The sequence below is a fragment of the Paenibacillus sp. OK060 genome (assembly GCF_900101205.1).
GTDB classification, from domain to species: Bacteria; Bacillota; Bacilli; order Paenibacillales; family Paenibacillaceae; genus Paenibacillus; species Paenibacillus marchantiae.
In genome coordinates, this window is the sequence record NZ_FNFR01000007.1 from 330,428 (window position 1) to 350,774 (window position 20,347).

Here is a 20,347-nt window from a genome sequence, read left to right on the forward strand (position 1 = left end):
GCGCTGCGTGCCTCAACCGCCGTGAATCGGGATGGGTTTCAGGCCAGCTGTGCTGGATGTATTCGGCATTTTCATTGGACGCTTCACGTCCGTGAGAACATGTTGTTGCAGCAAATAACGGGCATAGGCAAGCGGCTGGGTGTAGGTCAGACTGTGCATACGGGGGTCAACCGCCTCTGCGAATGAGGAACGTCCCGGTCTCGAATTCACTTCGATCAGCCAGAGGCGACCCTGAACATCTGCTCCGAAATCAAGACCCAGTTCGGCCAGTCTGCCAAATTGGCTTTCCAACAGGGTAGGGATGCGGGCAGCAGCCTGCCTGATCTTCTCCAGCAGAGCGCTGGTTTGCTTGCTCCCATATCGTTCCAGCAGATAAGGATGCACAGGGTACGCCTTTCCCCCTCCATGCAAATTGGAAGTGAGTGAGCCAGCCGGCCCTTCCCGTACCATACATCCGGTTAGAGACCAGCGTCCTTGCCCATTTTTTTGCATCAAGGCCCTAATGTCGAATGGTCGTCCGTGATGACTCAGTTCCAGGTACGGCTGTAAGATCATCTTTTTACCGGCCTTGTGTGAATCCAGCCAGGCAGAGACATCCTGGCGATGCTCAAATGTACGGTGAATCAATTCATTGCGAGTATTTCTGCCCTCCATAATCCAGGAGGTGTGGTGATCTTCGCGATAAAGGCGAAACGTATCTTTACCATGGGTGCCCGATACAGGTTTGAAGAAAATGCCTTTCGGCCAGCGCTCCAGCCATTTCTCCCATCGGGTATCCGACTGAAGAAGTGTCGTAGGCGCAAGAAGAGCACGCAGTCTTATATCAGTAGACAAAGCGCGATATACCTTCCATTTACCAGGCAAGGAAGCAGACCAGTAACGACCGTGGTGTCCGTTGCCTAAGGAAACTAGCTGCTGAAGCTGCTGTTTGAATGTTCTGGGAAGTGGCAGCAGACAGCGGTCCATGATTAGGTCCACAGCAGGAAGAGGCACGATGTTCCATTCTCCTCTGTCAAATACATAGCCCTGTGTGAGCCGAGATACGCTGGGGTTATTCGCTACGGCCAGCACAATGATATTTAGGCCGTAACGGTCGCTTTCCAAACTGAGACGACGACAGAAGAGTTCATCCACGAAAGGAGGCGAGCCTTCTGTTGCCCGAACCAGGATGGCTAGTGTGTTTGTCTGATGTTGCAGGAACATGCCGCTGCACCTCCTCTAATGGATGACTCTTCAGAATCCGGCCAGATAGGTAGAGTATTCCAGCATCGCTTTGACCGAAGGCCGGATTTTGCTCTCGCTAAGTGGCGTATTATCGTTCTTGGATGGTTTGGAGTTTACTTCAAGCAGCCAGACCCTTCCGCTGGTGTCCAAGGCAAGGTCGATGCCGAGTTCACCGAAATGGGCGGGGATGGCACCTTCAATGCCTTTGGCGATATCCAGCGCCGCCGTATGCAATCCTGCATACGCAGAAGCTTTGGCTGATGAGGATAATTGGGTTTTGGCTACAGCTTCCTTGACGGTGCTGAGACTTCCACCTCGTGCCAGGTTGGATACATAGTGACTGCCGCCTGCAATACGTGCGACGATGGAAGTGACACTCCATTTGCCCGTACGGTTTTTTTGCACAAGCGCACGGAAGTCTACGGGTCTGCCGCTGTTATCAATTAGGGAAAGACCCTGTTGGATCTGGTAGCGCGTTGTTTTCATTTTCCCAGACAGACTGGCATACAGTTTATCCAGAGAAGCATACGTTTGTTTTCGGGTCCCCCCAACGCTTGTAGCGAGGGTGAGGAAGCTGCCGTCGCTTTGACGAGAGACCCGGATGATACCTTTGCCAAGCGACCCGCGAACAGGCTTCAGAAAGACAACCGGATATCGATTGCACATCGTTTTGAGTGTGGCGGAAGCTTTGAGCAAATGGGATTCGGGTAGTACCCTCTTCAGTGTTGAAATGGACTTCAAGGCATCGAATACTTCATTTTTGTCCAGAAACTTTTCGTTGAAGGTTTGTGTACCGTAGAGCGATTTTACTTCTTTCATAAAATGCTGTACGCTAGGTTTGTTCTCAAGCTTACGGGACGTCAGCCGGTTATTGACGACGTCTGCTATAGGCAGAACGGTCTTTTTCCAGCCGTCATCATACACCCAGCCTTTCATATAACCCGTTACCGCTCCAATATCCTCCGGTGTGAAAAAGGATACATAGGCGCCCTTCTTCCGGCAGGCGTTCACCAGTTCTTGACAGAACATCGTGATGGAGCCAAAGGGCCGATCGGGCTGATCGGGGTAATCCTGGCTGACCAATACACTGATGTAGGGTCCAAGACGCAAAGTACGGCTGGTTGAACGATAAGATATGCTCAGGACCGAACGGGAAACAAGGCCGGTCTTGCTGGCTACCGTCTGATTGATGCGCAGACCGTCATACCTGGGAACAGGGATGACAGTAACTTCACGGCGGAAAGAGCCGAATTGCAGCTGAAGCGGCCTTCCCGAAGGGATTTTAAGCGCCTTGAGCAGCCCTTCACCGAGCATGATGACGTCGTCCTGCAGGATGCCCGAGCCGGTAACCTGAATCGTTACTTTTTTAGTGGACATCACGGATCTCCTTCCGGGCGGCAACTTGATGTCTGATCTCGAAGTTGAACGGCATCTGAACATGGCATGTGCTTCATCATATGAGGACATATAACCCTTGGTGATTGACCCATTTGGATTAAATGCATTTGATGCTCGGTAGGTAATGGATGGCATGTTTCCGCAACCTTTGTTTGACGGAAGTGAAATACGTGTATTAACACGGGTGAACGTTGCGATGAGAATGCGAATGAATACGAATGAATAACAGAAGAACAACCCAATTTGAGGAGGAATTATAGTGAACATTTATGACAAAGCCAATGATTTGGCCAAAGCACTGAGAGAAAGTAGCGAGGTGGAAGAAATAACTTCTGCGATGAAGCTGATCGAAGTAGACCCGGAAGCAAAGGCTATGCTGGATAATTTTCGTGATCAACAGATGGAATTGCAACAACGTATGATGAGTGGGGATATGCCTGCACCGGACGAAATGGAGAAAATGGAGAAACTGTTCGAAGTATTGAGCCTGAACCTGAATATCCGTCGTCTGTTTGACGCTGAACGTCGCCTGAGTGTCATTATCGAAGACGTGAACAAAATTATTGCAGACAGCCTGGGTCATCTGTACGGTGGCGCTGAAGCCTAAACTTAAACCTTGTCCCGTTTTTTTGCCTGAACCTCTCATATTAGCTCCTTATCGTTCATAGACTAGACATATAGAGTCGATCAAGAACGAAGGAGCTGTGAATGGTGAAAAGGTTAAAGAAAGCAAAACATGTGATCTATCTGGTTATCGCGTTGTCGATGCTGGTTATTGCGTTGCCGCGGATTTCCTTTGCTGGTGGAATGGACTGGGTTAATATTTTTGGCATCGTATGGGTGCTGTTCTCGTTATTAATCATTGGTGCACATCTGCATTTTATTCTAGGTGTGGATGAAGAGAAGAAGCGTGCACTGGAAGCTGTTCGACGGGCAAAGCTGCGGCAGTGGGAGATGAAACTGGTGGACAAGCAGGAGCAGAGCAAATCTGTATAAGGTTTGGATCACATACGACATGGTAATAGAGATGGTTCTATTTGTCTAAGTAAGGCCGGATTCCCTTTGGCATAAAAGGAACCGGTCTTTTTTTATGCCCGTAATTTGCTGCTCCGATTATTCAGATCCATGTAGCGAGGTTCTTTAGGAGAAAGGTACGTAGAATGGGGTTATTTTCCTGAGGTCGTGTTATAATAGATACAGAATAGTACAGATGCATCTTCGGGGGTGGTACAGATGGACGGACAGGAAGAAAACGTGACGAAGCACGAACAATTGCTTCAACATATTGAACAACTGAAGGTAGGCAGTAAAATATCGGTGCGCGGACTGGCGCGGGAGCTGGGGGTAAGCGAAGGAACAGCATATCGTGCGGTAAAAGAGGCAGAGAACTTCGGCCTGGTCGTGACCAAGGAACGAATTGGAACAGTGCGGATCGAGAAAAGACCTCGCGGTATGACCGAGCAGCTGACTTTTGCCGATGTGGTAACCATCGTCGAAGGTCATGTGCTGGGTGGAAGTGACGGTCTAGCCAAACCGCTTCACAAGTACGTGATCGGTGCGATGAAAGAGCAGGCCATGGCCCGATACATTGACGCGGGAAGCCTGTTGATTGTTGGTAACCGGGACAATGCACATTCCCTCGCGCTCGAACAGGGCGCTGGTGTATTAATTACAGGTGGCTTCGGTACAAGCCGTGAAGTGAGAGTGATGGCTGATGAGTTGGGTCTGCCCATTATTTCCTCCCGACATGATACGTTCACAGTGGCTTCAATGATTAACCGTGCGATCTTTGATCGACTGATTAAGAAAAAGATTATGTTGGTAGAGGATATTATCGGTCAGAAACCCCGCCTTCAGGTGCTAAAGGTGACCAGTTCAGCCGCGGATTTTCATCTGCTGGTTTCCGAAACGGGAGAGCATCGCTTCCCGGTAGTAGATGAATGGAACCGGGTTATCGGTATTGTCAGTCTGAAAGATGTGAGTGAGTTAAAAGAGGATCAGAGTATTGAGAAGTGTGTCGTACGCCGCCCGATCACAGCTTCGCTGCAAACCTCACTGGCTTCGGCTGCACAGATCATGACGTGGGAAGGCATTGACTTCCTGCCGATTGTAGATCGGAACCGTAAACTGATTGCATCCGTCACACGTAAGGAAGTATTGCAGGCGATGCGTGATGCACAGAAGCAGCCACAGCTTGGAGAGACGTTTGATCATCTGATCTGGAACGGGTTTGCGGAAGAGCGCGGAGAGCAGAACGAATTGTTTTTCCACGGATTCATCATTCCGCAGATGGCGACAGACCTTGGTACCATCTCGGAAGGCGTTCTGCTGAATGTGATGACACAGGCAGGACGGCGCGCAGCCTGGGATGTTACAGGAAACGACCATGTCGTGGATAATGTAACAACGTATTTTGTTCGTCCGGTACAGATTGAAGATCAGATTCTGGTTCGTCCCATTATTCTGGAGACAAGTCGTCGGACCTGCAAAATGGATATTGTCATTTCCCGTGATGGGAATGTTGTATGCAAAGCAGTAATGACCCTGCAATCCATTGACCATGCCTAGAAAAAGAGAGTATCCTCTTATCGAAAGAGCGAACTGTACCCCGAAATCGACGTGGTTCAGGCTTGTTCGATAGATGAGGATACTCTCTTTTTGGCAAAAAGCAATGACATCGTGCTAAGTGCATCAGGCAGATTGTCCGGATGTCTTGCCAGTTCCACCGTCTGCATGCTGCTGAAGACGGGCATAGTAACTGCGGTTACGTAATCCGGCGAACAGATTGTACGCTCCTATAATCAGAAATAGCGCTTCCACAACGACGGATAGCGTAGAACCGGTAAACACAAACATCAGGATGAGGGAAAGAATAATCAGCATGCTACCCATCCAGATGTTGGTCCATGAGCGATAAAGACCTATGGCGATGGGATCAGTGGTCCTGCGCGAACGAATGCTGTTCAGAGCTGAACAGACCATGGCCAGGGCAAAGATGGCGATTAGGGCATATTTGAGTACATCGATGAACACAAAGACGCAGCTCCTTTTCTGGAAAGCATTTACTGCCCTTATTGTACCATGCAGGCAGAGGGCAAGGGCAGTTTTTTTCCGGGGCTGTCATCCATTTCCTAAGCCGGAACGTGCATCCGAATCTGTACCCAAACTTGCAGCACACCTTCCATCACCAGCATCGTTTTCACCTGGACGGTATATTCCTTTTCTCTGACCGTATACACTTTTTGGTTCAGCATAATCCGCGTCATTTTGCTGTACTCATCGATATTGAAGACGTCGCGACCCCGGAGCACCTCAAGTTCATCCCCCAGTTTCTGCAACATCACTTTTAGGGAGGCCTCGTCCGGACCTTTGTCAGAGTCTTCTGCACGGACCTTGATTTCCTTGATGACGGTTTGGCGTTTACTGTATTTTTTCAGCGTTTTAATATCCTCCTCATTCTGATGCAGCTGAAGCTGCAACTCCTGATTGTTGAGCCACAACTCGTTGTAACTCAGGTGAAATACACCGTTGTACACGACACAACCGGCGATCATTCCCAGAACAAAGACAGCAGTCATGCGCATAAGCGGGCGGTAACGTGAAAAAGGCGGGATTCTCATGGGCGCTGTCCTGGAGTCATGCTAACCCCGTCCTCCACCGCAAACCCATTTCACCAGTTCAGTACCCATGTGTGCGCCCATAAAGGCGGATATCAAGTACAAAATTTGTTTGACTGCCGGAGACAGATTGCCGTCCAGCACGTTGCTTTCGATCACCCGCATCGGATCGATTGTACCGCCAACGGCCGCTGCGAGCGCCCAAATTTTAATTTTCCCAGCGACATCAAGCATCGTCTGTGTCGGAGGCTGGAGAGAGACCACCGCTCCTATACCTCCAATCATCGCGCCGCCCAGCACGATCCCAAACGCAATGAAGAAATCAAGAATAGCTTTGGACAAAAATGTGCTCATCCGGCAACACCCCTTTCAGACCCAGCAGCACACCTCCTGTCTTCGGTCCGTAACAGGGGGAGCGGCTTGTACTTCTATTGTATGGGCGTGCCCCCGAACGTTATGATAAAATAGAATAATAAAACGCGCTCCATTAGGATGAATCCTTATATTTCATTCATTTCATTAATAGAGCATTTTACATGAATACAGAAAACGACTTTCGGTCTGAACCGAAGGATGAAAAATACGGATAGAAGAAGACAGTGCAGTAACCTGATGCAAAAAGGTTGATGCGACTGTCCATGGCGAAAGGAAGAAAAAAAACATGAGTTCTTTTGTGCATTTGCACGTTCACAGTGAATATAGTTTGCTGGACGGCGCTGCGCGTATACCGGATCTCGTGAATAAGGCCGCGGATCTCGGAATGACTACGCTGGCATTGACCGACCACGGTGTAATGTATGGTGCTATTCCTTTCTATAAAGCATGCGTCGAGCGGGGAATTAAGCCGATCATTGGATGTGAGGCTTATATGACTGCCGGGTCTCGCAAAGAGCGGGGAAGCCGCAAGGATCAGCCGATCCATCATCTGATTTTACTAGCCAAAAATATGACGGGTTATCAAAATCTGATGAAACTATGCTCCATCGGACATTTGGAAGGCTTCCATTACAAACCACGTATTGATATGGAGAGTCTGGCTGCCCATCACGAGGGTATCATCTGTTTAAGTGCATGTCTGGGAGGCGAGGTTCCCCAGCATCTGCTGCATGGACGAGAGGAAGAGGCAAAGCGTGCGGCGCTGCGTTACAAAAATATTTTTGGTGCCGATTTCTATCTGGAACTGCAGGATCATGGGCTATCTGAGCAAAAAAGAGTGAACCCTCAGCTGATTCGTCTGGCAGCAGAACTGGATATTCCATTGGTGGCGACTAATGATGCGCATTATCTGTCCGAAGAGGACGCTGAGCTTCAGGATGTGTTGATCTGCATCGGAACAGGGAAAACGGTAGATGACGAGAATCGGCTGCGCATTGGAACCAATCAGCTCTATCTCAAGAGTGAACAAGAAATGGCGCGTTTGTTCCCACATGTGCCCGAGGCTTTGGCGAATACGGTTCGCATCGCGGAGTCATGTGAGTTGCAGCTCGAATTCGGCAAATCCATTTTGCCGGAGTACAGACCGCTTCCTGAAGGGAAAAGTCCTTCTACCTATCTGCGTCAGTTGTGCGAAGAGGGAATGGAAGAGCGCTATAGTGAATCATCACGTTGGACGGACTCGGAGCTCAGAGCCGAACTTGAACAGCGGCTGGATTATGAGCTCCGGGTTATAGACAGTATGGGATTCTCGGATTATTTTCTGATCGTGTGGGATTTTATCGCCTATTCTCACCAGCAGGGAATTGTTACCGGACCGGGACGTGGCTCCTCGGCAGGTAGTCTGGTTGCCTATACCTTGCGTATTACAGACGTTGATCCCATGAAGTATAACCTGCTCTTCGAGCGGTTTTTGAATCCGGAACGGATCTCCATGCCGGATATTGATATCGACTTCAGCGATGAACGTAGGGACGAAGTCATTGAATATGTGGCGAAAAAATATGGCAAAGCCCATGTCGCCCAGATCATTACCTTTGGTACGATGGCTGCCCGTGCAGCCGTTCGGGACGTCGGACGTGCACTGAATGTGCCTTACGGCGAGGTGGACAAGGCAGCGAAGCTGATTCCTGCACAGCTTGGTATTAACATTCAGCGGGCAATGGAAGCCACCCCTGAACTAAAGGCTTTGTATGAGACCAAGCCGAAAACACGTGAATTGCTCGATATGGCCATGAAGGTGGAAGGTATGCCTCGTCATGCTTCCACGCATGCGGCGGGGGTTGTCATCTCCCGTGATCCGCTGACGGATGCTGTTCCGCTTCAGGAGGGCAGTGAGGGAACGGCCTTAACGCAATATTCCATGGAAAACCTGGAGTCTATTGGACTGCTCAAAATGGACTTCCTCGGTCTGCGTACCCTTTCAATTATTGAACGCTGTCTGCGCTGGATTGGGGCAAATGGCGAAATTCCGGATTTTCGTCATATTCCGGATGACGACGCACTCACATATGAGATGCTTGGTCGAGGCGACACGATGGGGATATTCCAGCTCGAATCCGCAGGAGTGCGTCGTGTCCTGAAGGAGCTGAAGCCAAGTGTATTTGAAGATATCATTTCCGTACTGGCCTTGTATCGTCCGGGCCCAATGGAGTTCATATCCAAATACATTCAGGGCAAACATGGACAGATCGAAGTGGATTACCCGCATGCGGATCTGGAGTCCATCCTCAAGGATACGTACGGCATCATTGTATATCAGGAACAAATTATGCAGATTGCTTCCCGGATGGCGGGCTTCTCTCTCGGCGAAGCGGATTTGCTCCGTAGAGCGGTTTCCAAGAAGAAACGGGAAGTACTGGATCTCGAACGTGGACATTTTGTCCAAGGCAGTCTTAAGCAAGGATACAGTGAAGCGGAGGCAGACCTGGTCTATGACATGATCGTCAAGTTTGCCAACTACGGTTTCCCGCGTGCTCATGCCGCTGCGTATGGTGTGCTTGCTTTCCAGACGGCTTATCTGAAAGCACATTATCCCATTCATTTTATGGCATCGATGTTAACAGCCGTTATGGGCAGTCACCGCAAAGTAGCGGAGTACGTTGTGGAATGCCGTCGCATGGATATTGAAGTACTTCCACCGGATGTGAATGAGAGCGGCATTCTGTTTACACCTGTGCTTGCATCATCCAACAGAACAAAGGCTGGACAAGCGGCGGAAACCCAACGTTTAGAGGGAGAACATGGGGAGGACGGTACAGCAAGTTCTACGATGGAACATGCCATACATGTTGATGATCATTATTCCGGACAAGCGGAGTACGGTGAAGCACCTCTACCAGATGACCCGGGTCCCTCACCAGACGAAGACGGTAGTGCCTATGAGTGGCAGGCAGCGACGGCTGTGCCAGAGCAGTCCGAGGATCGGATTAATTCGGGCGTAGTGACTGTTTCTACAGCAGAACGTCTGCATGGGACTGGGGAAGAAGAGTCCTCGCACGCTGAGCAGCGTGGGATGTCTGCTGTACAGGAGAAAGATGGATTGTCGAATCAGAATTCTGATGCAGATACAGCAACCGGGGCGATACGTTTCGGTCTGGCTGCGGTGAAAAATGTAGGCACCCAGGCGATGGAAAGTATTATGATTGTACGGCAGGAAAGACCGTTCGACAGTTTGCTCGATTTTTGTCGTCGCGTCGATTTGCGGGTATGCAACAAACGTGTAATTGAATCGCTTATTCAGGCGGGAGCCTTTGACACATTGCCTGGGCACCGTGCCCAATTACTTGCCATGCTGGATGAGACTGTGGAAGCGGCTTTGAAATGGCGCAAAGAACGCGAGGATCTGCAAATTCAATTGTTTGATTTTGTCGAGACGCCGAACTGGGAGATTGAATATCCTCAAATTCCGCCTTATTCCGGGAGTCAGCAATTGGAGTTGGAACGTGAGCTGTTAGGTTTGTATCTATCTGGTCATCCATTAGATGACTATGAAGATGTGCTTGAATCCAGCGGCGCAGATCGCATTATGGAGCTGACGGAAGCGGCTGACGATACGATGGCCGTGGCAGCCGGGATGGTTGTGTCTGTGAAGTCGATTACGACGAAACAGGGTAAGGCTATGGCGTTCATGGAGCTGGAAGACCAGATCGAACGCTGTGAAGTGGTTCTCTTTCCCGAAGTATGGCGGCGCAGCCAGCAGCATGTCGGGAAAGGTGAACTGCTCGTCGTACGCGCCAAGGTGCAGCAGCAGGACGAAGGGTTCAAGCTGCTGGCTGAGGAAGTGGCGCCGTTGTCACCGGCGGCACTGGAACAGCAGCTGCGCAGCCGCGAACGGCGCGGTAAGCCCGGCGGCGGCAGTGCTTCGCGCCCGGCGGCTCCGCCACGGCAGGCGAGCGGCGCGGGAGCCGTAGCTCAGCGCAGCAGCGCAGGCGTGAATGCTGGAGCTGCACGCAGCAGCGGAAGCCAGGGGCCGGCAGCGTCGCACAGCGCTGGGGGTGGATCTGGGGCGGCCGATGCCAATGGGGTCGCTTCCGTGGCTCGTCGGGCCCCTGAGGCCGCTAGCGGCACGGAGCAGAGTCGTGGGCCACGAGTGGCGGAGCAGCGGGTGTTCGTGAAGATCACCCCGCAGGCGGAGAAGCCCGAGCTTCTGGCCCGACTGAAACAGTTGCTTCAGCAGCATTCGGGCCCGGTGGCGACGGTGCTCTTCTATGAACAGCAGCAGAAGTTGCTCGCATTGAGTGATGCCTACCGGATTAAACCTTCGCCCTCTTTGTTCTCCGAGATGGAGAAGATGCTGGGTGAGGGCACGGTCAAAATAAAATAAAAGCCTATCACGCAAGTGATTGTTTTCTCGATTCAAAGCGCTAACGAATCTACCGTGCCTTAAAAGGCAGATGATCGTAAAATGCAAAATTTAACGAACTTCAGTGACGTTACTCCGGTACAAAACTGCGGCACGACTTTATAGAATGACGAAATAACATCTCTGTGATTCGTTAAACCGCAGTTCTGTGGAAATTGGAGCTAATAACGTGCGCTGGATTCGTTAGGTCCGAATCGAATAAAACTTGAAAGGTGTCTCAAGCCATGCTCATGACTTTGGGCCCCCTCGTATTTCCAATGATGAAACCTGTTCGGCCAACTGCCGAGCAGGTTTTTTTGTATTTATTTTACCAATTCCATCAGGTATGCAGGCGAAGGAGATATTGAACGCAAGCAAGAATGTAATATGTGAATCTTTTTACATAATTTATAGGATAAGCAGACTATCAAAGCGAATGTGCATTCCGCATTTTTTATGAACATTTTGGAAGTTTGCCGCATACACTTGAGAACACCGAAGGACCTGGGGGTCCTCGGGGGAGCGATGCGGGAGGTCGAGATATGTCATATGAAATCGTAGAAGCCATGCTGGCCCGGCGGGGTGTACAGATTGATGCAATCGCGGAAATTGTATATCGTCTGCAAAAAGGGTACCACCCGGAACTGACTATGGATGACTGTGTCACGAGTGTGAAATCGGTACTGCAGAAACGTGAGGTGCAATATACGCTGTACACAGGTATAGCCCTCGACGAGCTTGCTGAGAAACGCCTTTTGCCGCAACCTTTGCAGGCAATTATGGAGGCGGATGAATCCCTGTATGGAGTGGACGAGACTCTTGCTCTTGGCATTACCCATGTGTATGGTATGATCGGTTTAACCAGTTTTGGTTATCTGGATAAAGAAAAGATTGGTGTCATTCATGATCTAAACGAAGCAGGACCAGCTATACATGTTTTTCTGGACGACCTGGTTGCCGGGCTCGCCGCCGCTGCTTCTGCCCGAATTGCTCACAAAAATATTAAAGCCAAGAAATATCCATCGGATATCTGATTTTCTCCATTTGTGTTTTCATTCATTTGGTATCTTTTGTTTGTTCAATGGAAGGTCATCCAGGGTGGCTGTTGCTGCCCTGAGCGGCCTGGAATTCCTTTTTGATAAAGAAAGTCTTAGGAACATTGCATCAACCATATCGGTTATCCTCGCGGGACAAATGTCCCTCTAGATCTCGTTTTCTCCCCAAAGGTCCCGAACCCTTCCTTGCAGAAAAAAAGTGAGGTATGTTATCATTAGTCCAATATACGGGCTCTGAACATTAGCTTAGGGGGCGGACATGGCATGTGGACGGTGATTTACATTGCACCGACAGCAAAGGTTGCGGACAAGATTAAGACCAAGCTTTCGGAAGAAGGTTTTCTGGTACAGACCCGTCCCATCAGTTTATCCAAGCAGCAATTTGAGATTCGCGTCCCTTCAGGGGAATTGGAAGAGGTTCAGGAAGTGCTGAATTCGATTCTGCATTCCTGATTCATTCGATATCAGACGTGCCTTGGCAGATGAAGAAGTACCAATGGTACATAAGGGACTGACCGCGTAAGCGGAAAGAGGAATCGACTTGCATGTATTGTATGCTGCTGTCCTTCCTTCTTTTTTTGTTAGGACAAGGACTGACCAGATTGCTCCCAGAGACCCTACCAAGACAGATTCAAACATCAGCGCAACAATCTTTCGGTTATTGCAGGTAACATCAATCGTGCTGACAGAAGCCGCTGATCCTTGCCTTATACCGGCGGATTTTTTTGTTGTGAATGCTGGACAAGGCCCATGGCAGCGTATGGGTCGTAAGCGGTTTACCGCAGCGCGCGGATGAAGTTGCTACATGCAACGGACTGCAGTTGCGGCCATCAAATCAACGGCTGGAGAGGTGTAGTTGTGTTCAAAGATATATTCCAGAAAAAACGGAAGTACGCCACCATACCTTCCGAGCGTGCGCTTCGTGGCGAAGGTCAGGAAGCTGGAGAACGTCCAAAACGGGAAATACCTGAAGGACTTATGAACAAGTGCAGCAAATGCGGCACGATTCAATATAGCAAGGAATTGGAAAAAAACCTGAAAGTATGTCCGGCTTGCGGCTACCATATGCGTTTGAACGCAATGGAACGTATCGCCATGGTTTTAGATGAGCAAGGGTTTGTGGAGTATGACGCTGATATGGTATCAGTTGATCCACTTGAATTCCCTGGATATAGTAACAAACTGGAACAACAGCGCCTGAAGTCAGGACTGAAGGAAGCTGTCATTACGGGTGAGGGAACTTTAGAAGGTTTGCCTGTGGTTGTTGCTGTCATGAGCTTCGACTTCTTCACAGGTAGTATGGGTTCGGTTGTAGGGGAGAAAATTACCCGTGCGATTGAGCATGCAACAGAGAAACGCTTACCTTTGATCATTTTCTCAACATCTGGGGGTGCCCGGATGCAAGAGAGTATTCTTAGCCTTATGCAAATGGCGAAAACTAGTGCGGCTTTGTCCCGTTTGGATGAACAGGGCGGATTGTATATTTCGGTCATTACCGATCCTACGACAGGTGGAGTTTCGGCCAGTTTTGCGAGCCTTGGTGATATCATCATCGCCGAGCCGGGAGCTGTATTTGGCTTCGCCGGTAGAATCGTCATTGAGCAGACGATCCGTCAGAAACTGCCTGATGATTTCCAGACGGCAGAATTTAATTTGCAGCACGGTCAGCTGGACATGGTGGTCCATCGTAAAGAACTTCGAGCCACCCTTGGCAAGCTTCTAGACATGCATAGTGAAAAAGGAGGGGTCTAAATGGCGGGTGAGTTGCCATATGAAGCGCCTCTGGTTGAGATGCGCAAAAAGATCGAAGAGCTCGTACAGTTTGGACAGGAAAAAGGCATCGACTTCACTGATGAAATTGCCCGCCTGGAAGAACGTTATCATAGACTCGAAGAAGAGATTTATACCGGCATAACGGCTGCCCAGAAAATGCATCTGGCGCGGCATCAGCAGCGTCCGACGGCACTGGATTTAATCCAATTGATATTTACCGATTTCATTGAGTTGCACGGTGATCGCATGTTCGGAGACGATCTGGCGGTTGTTGGCGGACTGGCGAAGCTAAACGGAAAAACAGTAACGGTCATCGGCCAACAGCGGGGGAAAGATACGAAGGATAATATCGCCCGTTTTTTTGGGAGCGCACATCCAGAAGGATTCCGAAAAGGGCTGCGTCTCATGAAGCAAGCGAACAAATTTGGTCGTCCAATTATTACATTCGTTGATACTAAAGGGGCGTATCCGGGTAATACTGCTGAAGAGAGAGGTCAATCGGAAGCTATTGCCCGTAACCTGCTGGAAATGGCGAAGCTCTCGGTGCCTGTTATTATAGTGGTCATCGGCGAAGGCGGAAGCGGCGGGGCCCTGGCTATGGCTGTGGGTAATCGTGTGTTGATGCTGGAGCATGCGATTTACTCAGCGATCTCTCCGAACGGTGCTGCGTCCATTCTTTGGAAAGATGCATCCAAGGCAGATCAGGCGGCCGAAGCGATGAAAATAACGGCCAAAGACCTTCTGGAGATGGAGGTCATTGAAGAAATAATCCCTGAGCCACGCGGTGGTGCTCATCGGGATTATGAAGAATCTGCGGCTGCAATTAGCGAGGCATTGGTTCGTCATCTGGACGAGATGAAAGGCTGGACTGGTGACCAATTGAAGCAGGATCGGTATGAGAAATTCCGTAAGATTGGATCAGTCACGTTTGAACCTGAGGTGCAAATTGAGGCCCCTCAAGTACCTGTTGAAGTCGATACAGCAGGTAATTTGTCGGGAAATGCTGAATGATGTGACGAATTTCCTATACAAATGAGCAAAAGTATAGTAAATTTAATAGTTGGAAAAAGAAAAAGAGATAAAAAGATAGACCTTTAAAATCGGAGGAAACCCAAAATGCGCAAAACAAAGATTGTATGTACGATTGGTCCATCCAGTGAATCATTGGAGAATACCAAAAAATTGATTATGGCCGGTATGAACGTGGCCCGTTTGAACTTCTCCCACGGTGATTTCGATGAGCACGGCGGACGGATCACAGCAATTCGCCAAGCATGCGAAGAGCTGAACAAGACAGTAGCGATCTTGCTGGACACCAAAGGACCGGAAATTCGGACAGGTAAACTCGAAGTGGAGCCAATCGAATTGGTTCAAGACGAGTACATCACTTTGACAACAGAAGAAATTCTGGGCACCAAAGAACGTCTCTCCATTACGTATGCAGATCTTCCGAGTGATGTTGAACCGGGATCTACAATTCTGATCGACGACGGTCTGATCGGACTGACTGTGGTGGAAGTACAAGGCACCGAGATCAAATGCCGTATCGTTAACGGCGGTACGATCAAAAGCAAAAAAGGTGTTAACGTTCCTGGCGTTGCCATTTCTCTGCCGGGTATTACTGAAAAAGATGCTAACGATATCGTATTTGGTATCGAGCAAGGTGTCGATTTCATCGCGGCTTCATTTGTTCGTAAAGCAAGCGACGTCCTTGAGATTCGTGAATTGCTTGAAAAACACAATGCTGGACATATCCAAATCATCTCCAAAATTGAGAACCAACAAGGTGTGGACAACCTGGATGAAATCCTTGAAGTGTCCGATGGCCTGATGGTTGCTCGTGGAGACCTGGGTGTAGAGATTCCTGCGGAAGAAGTACCATTGGTACAAAAACGCATGATCGAAAAATGTAACGTTGCAGGCAAACCGGTTATCACAGCTACACAAATGCTGGATTCCATGCAACGCAACCCGCGTCCAACACGTGCAGAAGCAAGTGACGTGGCTAATGCGATCTTCGACGGTACAGATGCAATCATGTTGTCTGGTGAAACAGCTGCTGGTAAATACCCAGTTGAATCCGTTCTGACAATGTCCCGTATTGCCGAAAAAGCAGAATCCGCTCTGCCTTACCAAGAGCTGTATCTGAAACAACGTGTTGCTCAACAAACAACAGTTACTGAAGCAATCAGCCAATCTGTTGCCCTGTCAGCTCAAGATCTGAACGCTAAAGCGATCATTACTTCGACTGAATCCGGTCATACAGCACGCATGATTTCTAAATATCGTCCAGAATCTCCAATCATCGCGGTGACAACGGAAGACAGAACTTCCCGTCGTCTTGCATTGGCTTGGGGTGTAACACCAGTCAAAGGAAGACTTGTTGATTCCACTGACGCTTTGTTTGAAAATGCAATTGAAGGCGGCGTGAAATCCGGACTTGTAAAAGAAGGAGATCTTGTTGTTATTACAGCGGGTGTACCTTTGGGTCGTTCGGGTTCCACTAACCTGATCAAAGTAAGCCAAATTCCAAACAACGCATAATTGTGTTTGGACGAGAAGCAACAGGAATGAAGCAATGGGGCGTTTGCGTCCCGTTGCTTTTTTTCCATCTTTATGAGACTTTGTCGTCGCTAGATACGTAATAATTGGTATATCGAAGGAGGCCGGTAACATGCAACAACAAAGCAATGGCAGTTGGTACAAGGCACGCCTTCGCGTGCGTTATCAAGAAAGTGATCAGATGGGTGTGGTCTATCACGCCAACTATTTGAATTGGTTTGAAATCGGTCGAACCGAGATGATTCGCCAAATGGGGTATACATATCGTAAAATGGAGGAACAGGGGTTACTGCTTCCGGTAACCGGACTGGATGTAAAATATCATAAACCTGCCCGGTATGATGATGACATCATCATTTTCACCCGTATTGCTGCATTTAGTGGTCTGCGACTGAACTATGAGTATGACATAAGGCGCATGACTCCAGACCTTAATGAGCAGATAGGCAGCGGGCAACGAGTATGGTCATCTGAGGAGTCCCTTCCTGGTGAACGATTGGTTACAGGCTCTACCCAACATGTATGGGTCAAAGGGGACTGGAAGCCAGTCAGGCTGGATAAGGCAGCTTCTGAGCTCTACAGCGCGCTTGAGAAAGTGTGGCTTTCAGGAAAGGGGTAATACGTAATGCGAAGATGGATGTGGGCCCTGCTATTAATCATTCCGGTGATTGAACTGTTTGGTTTCATTCTTATGAGTGACTGGATTGGAGCCGGAAAGACATTGCTTCTCATGATTCTCACGTCCTTGATCGGTATAGCAATGTTGCAGTTTGAAGGACGAAAAGTACTTATTGATGCCAAATCCGAGATGGAGCGCGGTAAGGTGCCCGGAAGGAAAATGGTAGATGGACTATTTATTTTTGTCGGTGGTTTCCTGCTGTTGATTCCGGGATTTATCACAGATCTGATCGGATTTACACTGTTGTTCCCAGTAACACGTTCAGTGTACCGTCTATTCTTCCTGGGCTGGCTGGAGAAAAAAATGAGAAACGGAAGTATTAAGTTTTATCGTGGTCCGAAAAAATAGGATATACCAGCATCAGTTAAAGAAAGGCACCCACCACCAGATTCAGTCTGATGAGCGGTGCCTTTTTTTATTCATCGGACACGTCCGTTAATAATATATGTTCGGAGATCACGGAACACGTTCGCTCGATTAAATGCATCAAGGATAACGAGGCTGACAGGGCCGATGATCAAACCGAGTACACCGAACAGTTTCAATCCGACAAACATGCCAACCAATGTGGCCAGAGGGTCCAATCCGACACTGCTGGCAAGCACTTTGGGTTCAATGATTTGGCGAGCAATCAGCACAATGAGATATATAATACTGATGCCGATCCCCAGGTACAAGTCTCCATTCATAAGCAGGTATGCTGCCCAGGGAACCATCACCAGGCCAACGCCGAGATAAGGAAGCAGATCCACCAGACCGATAAGCAAAGCAATCGTGAAGGCAGACTTAACCTGGAGCACAAGCAATCCAATCATGACAAATAATGCGGTGATAGAGATCATGATCAACTGGGCTCGTGCATAACCGAACAGTGCTTTTTTGAGATCATTCCATATGTCGGTAATCGGTTTGCGAATGGATGAGGGCACCCAGCCCGATACGGTAATACTGTGTCTGGTCCAACTTTTGCTAATAAAGAAAGTTGATAGCAGAACCACAATTAATACGGCTCCCATATTGGGTAGAGAAGTGAGTAGGTTCAGGATCATGTTGAAAAATCCGGTCACCAGGTCCGTTACAGCTGTACCTACCGTTTCGGTTGTTTTGCTAATATTGCTGTTAATGGTCTCCTGATAGTTGGGATTTTCCTTGTAAAATTCATTGATCTGTCCAATTAAACTCTGAATCGTATCATTCTGGGTCCAGCGGATGAACGTAGCCTTAATCTCATCGACATGAAGGTCGAAGCTCGTCGTTAGTGAAATGACTTCCTTGACCATACGGGTTACCGCAGCAGACAATACGACGACAATGGCCCCGAAATAAATGATTATTGATAAGGTTACAGCCAGCCAGCGGGGAAATCGGGCCTTGTATTGAAGCAACTTCACCAGAGGATTCATCGCATAAGCGATAATCCAGGCGATGGCAAAAGGATATAACAGTGGGAACAGCAGGTATATGGCAACGGCAATGAGTATGGTCGCAACAATCACCCATAAACCGCGCAACAGGCGTTTCATTATGATTCTATCCAAGCATCAACTCTCCTTATTCCATTTCAAGCTACCATGAAGGAAGCATAGGAAGCTATCTAGTTAATATAGAGCAAATACACTGATTTGAAACGCCAGGATGTCGTCGAATTATATCTTTTCTTTTGCCTAGAGTATGCCTCATGTTCACAAAATATAGCAATAAAAACTTGATTTATAGCACGGATTTATATAAAAAGAATAAAATGTCAACCTTGTTTTTGTAAAGGTTTTCAAAAATGCTTTATCGGTCTGATAAAGAAGTTTGATGTGCGGATGACCTCGCATCATGTTCACATAAACGACAAAATCCAGTATGATGAGATAAGGAAATACCGATTGACAGATATGAAAACCGGATATTGAGGTATTTATTAATTTTAAAATGTAAATGGTTACAAAAGAAGGACGAGTGCGTTTGAGCACGTAGATGACACTCTGGATGGGTTCTTGATTTCGTTTATTAAAGGAGAGATGTAATATGACAGCTACCAAAGGTCTGGAAGGCATCGTTGCAACAACCTCTTCGATCAGCTCCATTGTAGACGGTGTGCTTACATACCGTGGTTACGATATTGACGATCTGGCAGAACATGCAAGCTTTGAAGAAGTTGCCTATTTACTGTGGTTTGGTAAATTGCCAACTACGGATGAACTGAAATCCCTTCGCAAAAGCCTGAGCGATTACGCGCCGATTCCGAGCGAGTTGATTGCACAAATCCAATTGTATCCGAAAAACATGAGTACCATGGCAGCACTGCGTTCCGCGGTATCCGCACTGGCTCTGTACGATGAGCAGGCTGACGAGATGACAGCGGAAGCGAACGAGAACAAAGCGGTTAAGCTGCAAGCGCAGTTGCCAACCATTGTGGCAGCCATAGCCCGTATCCGTCAGGGCAAAGAACCTGTGGCTCCAAAAGAAGGCGCTTCCATCGCAGAAAACTTTTTATATATGATGACTGGAGAACAACCAGCCGAGACCGCTGTTAAAGCTCTTGATCAAGCGCTTGTCCTGCATGCGGATCACGAGTTGAACGCTTCTACATTTGCAGCACGTGTAACAGTAGCTACGCTTTCCGACATCTATTCGGGAGTAACTTCTGCGATTGGCGCATTGAAGGGGCCATTGCATGGCGGTGCAAATGAAGCCGTTATGAAAATGCTGAATGAGATTGGAACACCTGATCGTCTGGAAGCAGCTATTCAAGAAAAATTGAACAACCGTGAGAAGATCATGGGCTTTGGACACCGTGTCTACAAAAATGGAGACCCACGTGCGAAACATCTGCAAAAGATGTCCAAGGAACTGGGGGAAATGAACAACGATACACGCTTGTACGATATGTCGGTGAAGATCGAAGAACTGGTGACAGGACAAAAAGGTCTGAAACCAAATGTAGATTTCTACTCCGCTTCCGTATATACCCAATTGGGTATTGAAGAGGTCCTGTTTACACCAATCTTTGCGATTAGCCGGGTATCAGGTTGGACTGCTCATATTCTGGAACAGCTTGCGGATAACCGTATTATTCGTCCGCGTGCCGAGTACACAGGCCCAACAGATCAGAAGTACGTTTCAATCGAACTTCGCTAATGGCATCAAAACCAGTATAATAAAAAGGACGGGGTGAAGGGGTGTAACATGTTGGCTGAAATTAGCAGCACGTTCATAACCCTTCCTCCAATAAGACAAGCGGTGTGTTATCATACTGCATCTACGAAACCCA

18 protein-coding genes are annotated in these 20,347 nt (G+C 48.5%); 12 read left to right on the forward strand and 6 right to left on the reverse strand.

Annotated elements, in window-relative coordinates; all coding sequences use genetic code 11:
* Nucleotides 1-12: 12 nt before the first annotated feature.
* Complete coding sequence (locus tag BLS14_RS25095) at nt 13-1,203, reverse strand: YheC/YheD family endospore coat-associated protein (RefSeq protein ID WP_090954517.1); 1,191 nt, start codon at nt 1,201-1,203, stop codon at nt 13-15.
* Nucleotides 1,204-1,233: 30 nt separating this feature from the next.
* The gene (locus tag BLS14_RS25100; protein ID WP_063564308.1) at nt 1,234-2,601 is read right to left on the reverse strand and encodes a YheC/YheD family endospore coat-associated protein; all 1,368 of its coding nucleotides are present in this window, start codon (nt 2,599-2,601) and stop codon (nt 1,234-1,236) included.
* Nucleotides 2,602-2,881: 280 nt separating this feature from the next.
* Between BLS14_RS25100 and BLS14_RS25105 the strand changes: the two genes are divergently transcribed.
* The 3 genes from BLS14_RS25105 to BLS14_RS25115 all read left to right on the forward strand — a co-directional run bounded on the left by BLS14_RS25105 (nt 2,882) and on the right by BLS14_RS25115 (nt 5,190).
* A complete protein-coding gene (locus tag BLS14_RS25105; RefSeq protein WP_024629123.1) occupies nt 2,882-3,229 on the forward strand; it encodes a YlbF/YmcA family competence regulator in 348 nt (115 codons plus the stop codon).
* Nucleotides 3,230-3,330: 101 nt separating this feature from the next.
* Entirely contained in the window at nt 3,331-3,618 is a 288-nt protein-coding gene (locus BLS14_RS25110; protein ID WP_063564309.1) for a hypothetical protein, read from the forward strand.
* Nucleotides 3,619-3,855: 237 nt separating this feature from the next.
* Complete coding sequence (locus BLS14_RS25115; RefSeq protein ID WP_064639320.1) at nt 3,856-5,190, forward strand: DRTGG domain-containing protein; 1,335 nt, start codon at nt 3,856-3,858, stop codon at nt 5,188-5,190.
* 123 nt (nt 5,191-5,313) lie between these two features.
* On the opposite strand, the gene BLS14_RS25120 is transcribed toward BLS14_RS25115, so the two are convergent.
* The 3 genes from BLS14_RS25120 to BLS14_RS25130 form a co-directional block, all read right to left on the reverse strand.
* The gene (locus BLS14_RS25120; RefSeq protein WP_244552145.1) at nt 5,314-5,655 is read right to left on the reverse strand and encodes a YtpI family protein; all 342 of its coding nucleotides are present in this window, start codon (nt 5,653-5,655) and stop codon (nt 5,314-5,316) included.
* Between the two features lie 98 nt (nt 5,656-5,753).
* Nucleotides 5,754-6,242, reverse strand: a complete 489-nt coding sequence (locus BLS14_RS25125) for a sporulation membrane protein YtrI (RefSeq protein ID WP_063564310.1) — start codon at nt 6,240-6,242, stop codon at nt 5,754-5,756.
* A gap of 21 nt (nt 6,243-6,263) precedes the next feature.
* On the reverse strand, nt 6,264-6,593 hold the full coding sequence (locus BLS14_RS25130) for a YtrH family sporulation protein (protein WP_024629128.1): 330 nt from the start codon (nt 6,591-6,593) through the stop codon (nt 6,264-6,266).
* 307 nt (nt 6,594-6,900) lie between these two features.
* Between BLS14_RS25130 and BLS14_RS25135 the strand changes: the two genes are divergently transcribed.
* The 8 genes from BLS14_RS25135 (at nt 6,901) to BLS14_RS25175 (ending at nt 17,433) form a co-directional block, all read left to right on the forward strand.
* Complete coding sequence (locus tag BLS14_RS25135) at nt 6,901-10,998, forward strand: DNA polymerase III subunit alpha (RefSeq protein WP_090954519.1); 4,098 nt, start codon at nt 6,901-6,903, stop codon at nt 10,996-10,998.
* A gap of 560 nt (nt 10,999-11,558) precedes the next feature.
* A complete protein-coding gene (locus tag BLS14_RS25140) occupies nt 11,559-12,050 on the forward strand; it encodes a phosphatidylglycerophosphatase A family protein (RefSeq protein WP_024629130.1) in 492 nt (163 codons plus the stop codon).
* Nucleotides 12,051-12,335: 285 nt separating this feature from the next.
* A complete protein-coding gene (locus BLS14_RS25145; protein ID WP_017689496.1) occupies nt 12,336-12,524 on the forward strand; it encodes a hypothetical protein in 189 nt (62 codons plus the stop codon).
* 405 nt (nt 12,525-12,929) lie between these two features.
* Nucleotides 12,930-13,823, forward strand: coding sequence for an acetyl-CoA carboxylase, carboxyltransferase subunit beta (gene accD / locus BLS14_RS25155; protein WP_063568087.1), 894 nt, complete (start codon nt 12,930-12,932; stop codon nt 13,821-13,823).
* Nucleotides 13,824-14,855 (forward strand): acetyl-CoA carboxylase carboxyltransferase subunit alpha, encoded by a 1,032-nt coding sequence (locus tag BLS14_RS25160; protein WP_063568088.1) that lies wholly within the window; start codon nt 13,824-13,826, stop codon nt 14,853-14,855. It abuts the gene before it with no gap.
* Nucleotides 14,856-14,960: 105 nt separating this feature from the next.
* Nucleotides 14,961-16,388: a pyruvate kinase gene (gene pyk, locus BLS14_RS25165; RefSeq protein WP_063568089.1), complete on the forward strand. Its 1,428-nt coding sequence runs from the start codon at nt 14,961-14,963 to the stop codon at nt 16,386-16,388.
* A gap of 130 nt (nt 16,389-16,518) precedes the next feature.
* Nucleotides 16,519-17,025, forward strand: coding sequence for an acyl-CoA thioesterase (locus tag BLS14_RS25170; RefSeq protein ID WP_090954522.1), 507 nt, complete (start codon nt 16,519-16,521; stop codon nt 17,023-17,025).
* A 6-nt stretch (nt 17,026-17,031) separates the two neighbouring features.
* Nucleotides 17,032-17,433 carry an FxsA family protein gene (locus tag BLS14_RS25175; RefSeq protein WP_063568091.1) on the forward strand — a complete coding sequence of 134 codons (402 nt, stop codon included), beginning with the start codon at nt 17,032-17,034 and terminating at the stop codon, nt 17,431-17,433.
* A 71-nt stretch (nt 17,434-17,504) separates the two neighbouring features.
* On the opposite strand, the gene ytvI is transcribed toward BLS14_RS25175, so the two are convergent.
* The gene (gene ytvI, locus BLS14_RS25180) at nt 17,505-18,623 is read right to left on the reverse strand and encodes a sporulation integral membrane protein YtvI (protein ID WP_090808735.1); all 1,119 of its coding nucleotides are present in this window, start codon (nt 18,621-18,623) and stop codon (nt 17,505-17,507) included.
* 478 nt (nt 18,624-19,101) lie between these two features.
* On the opposite strand from ytvI, the gene citZ reads away from it, so the two are divergent.
* On the forward strand, nt 19,102-20,214 hold the full coding sequence (citZ, locus tag BLS14_RS25185) for a citrate synthase (RefSeq protein ID WP_063568093.1): 1,113 nt from the start codon (nt 19,102-19,104) through the stop codon (nt 20,212-20,214).
* Nucleotides 20,215-20,347 lie beyond the last annotated feature (133 nt).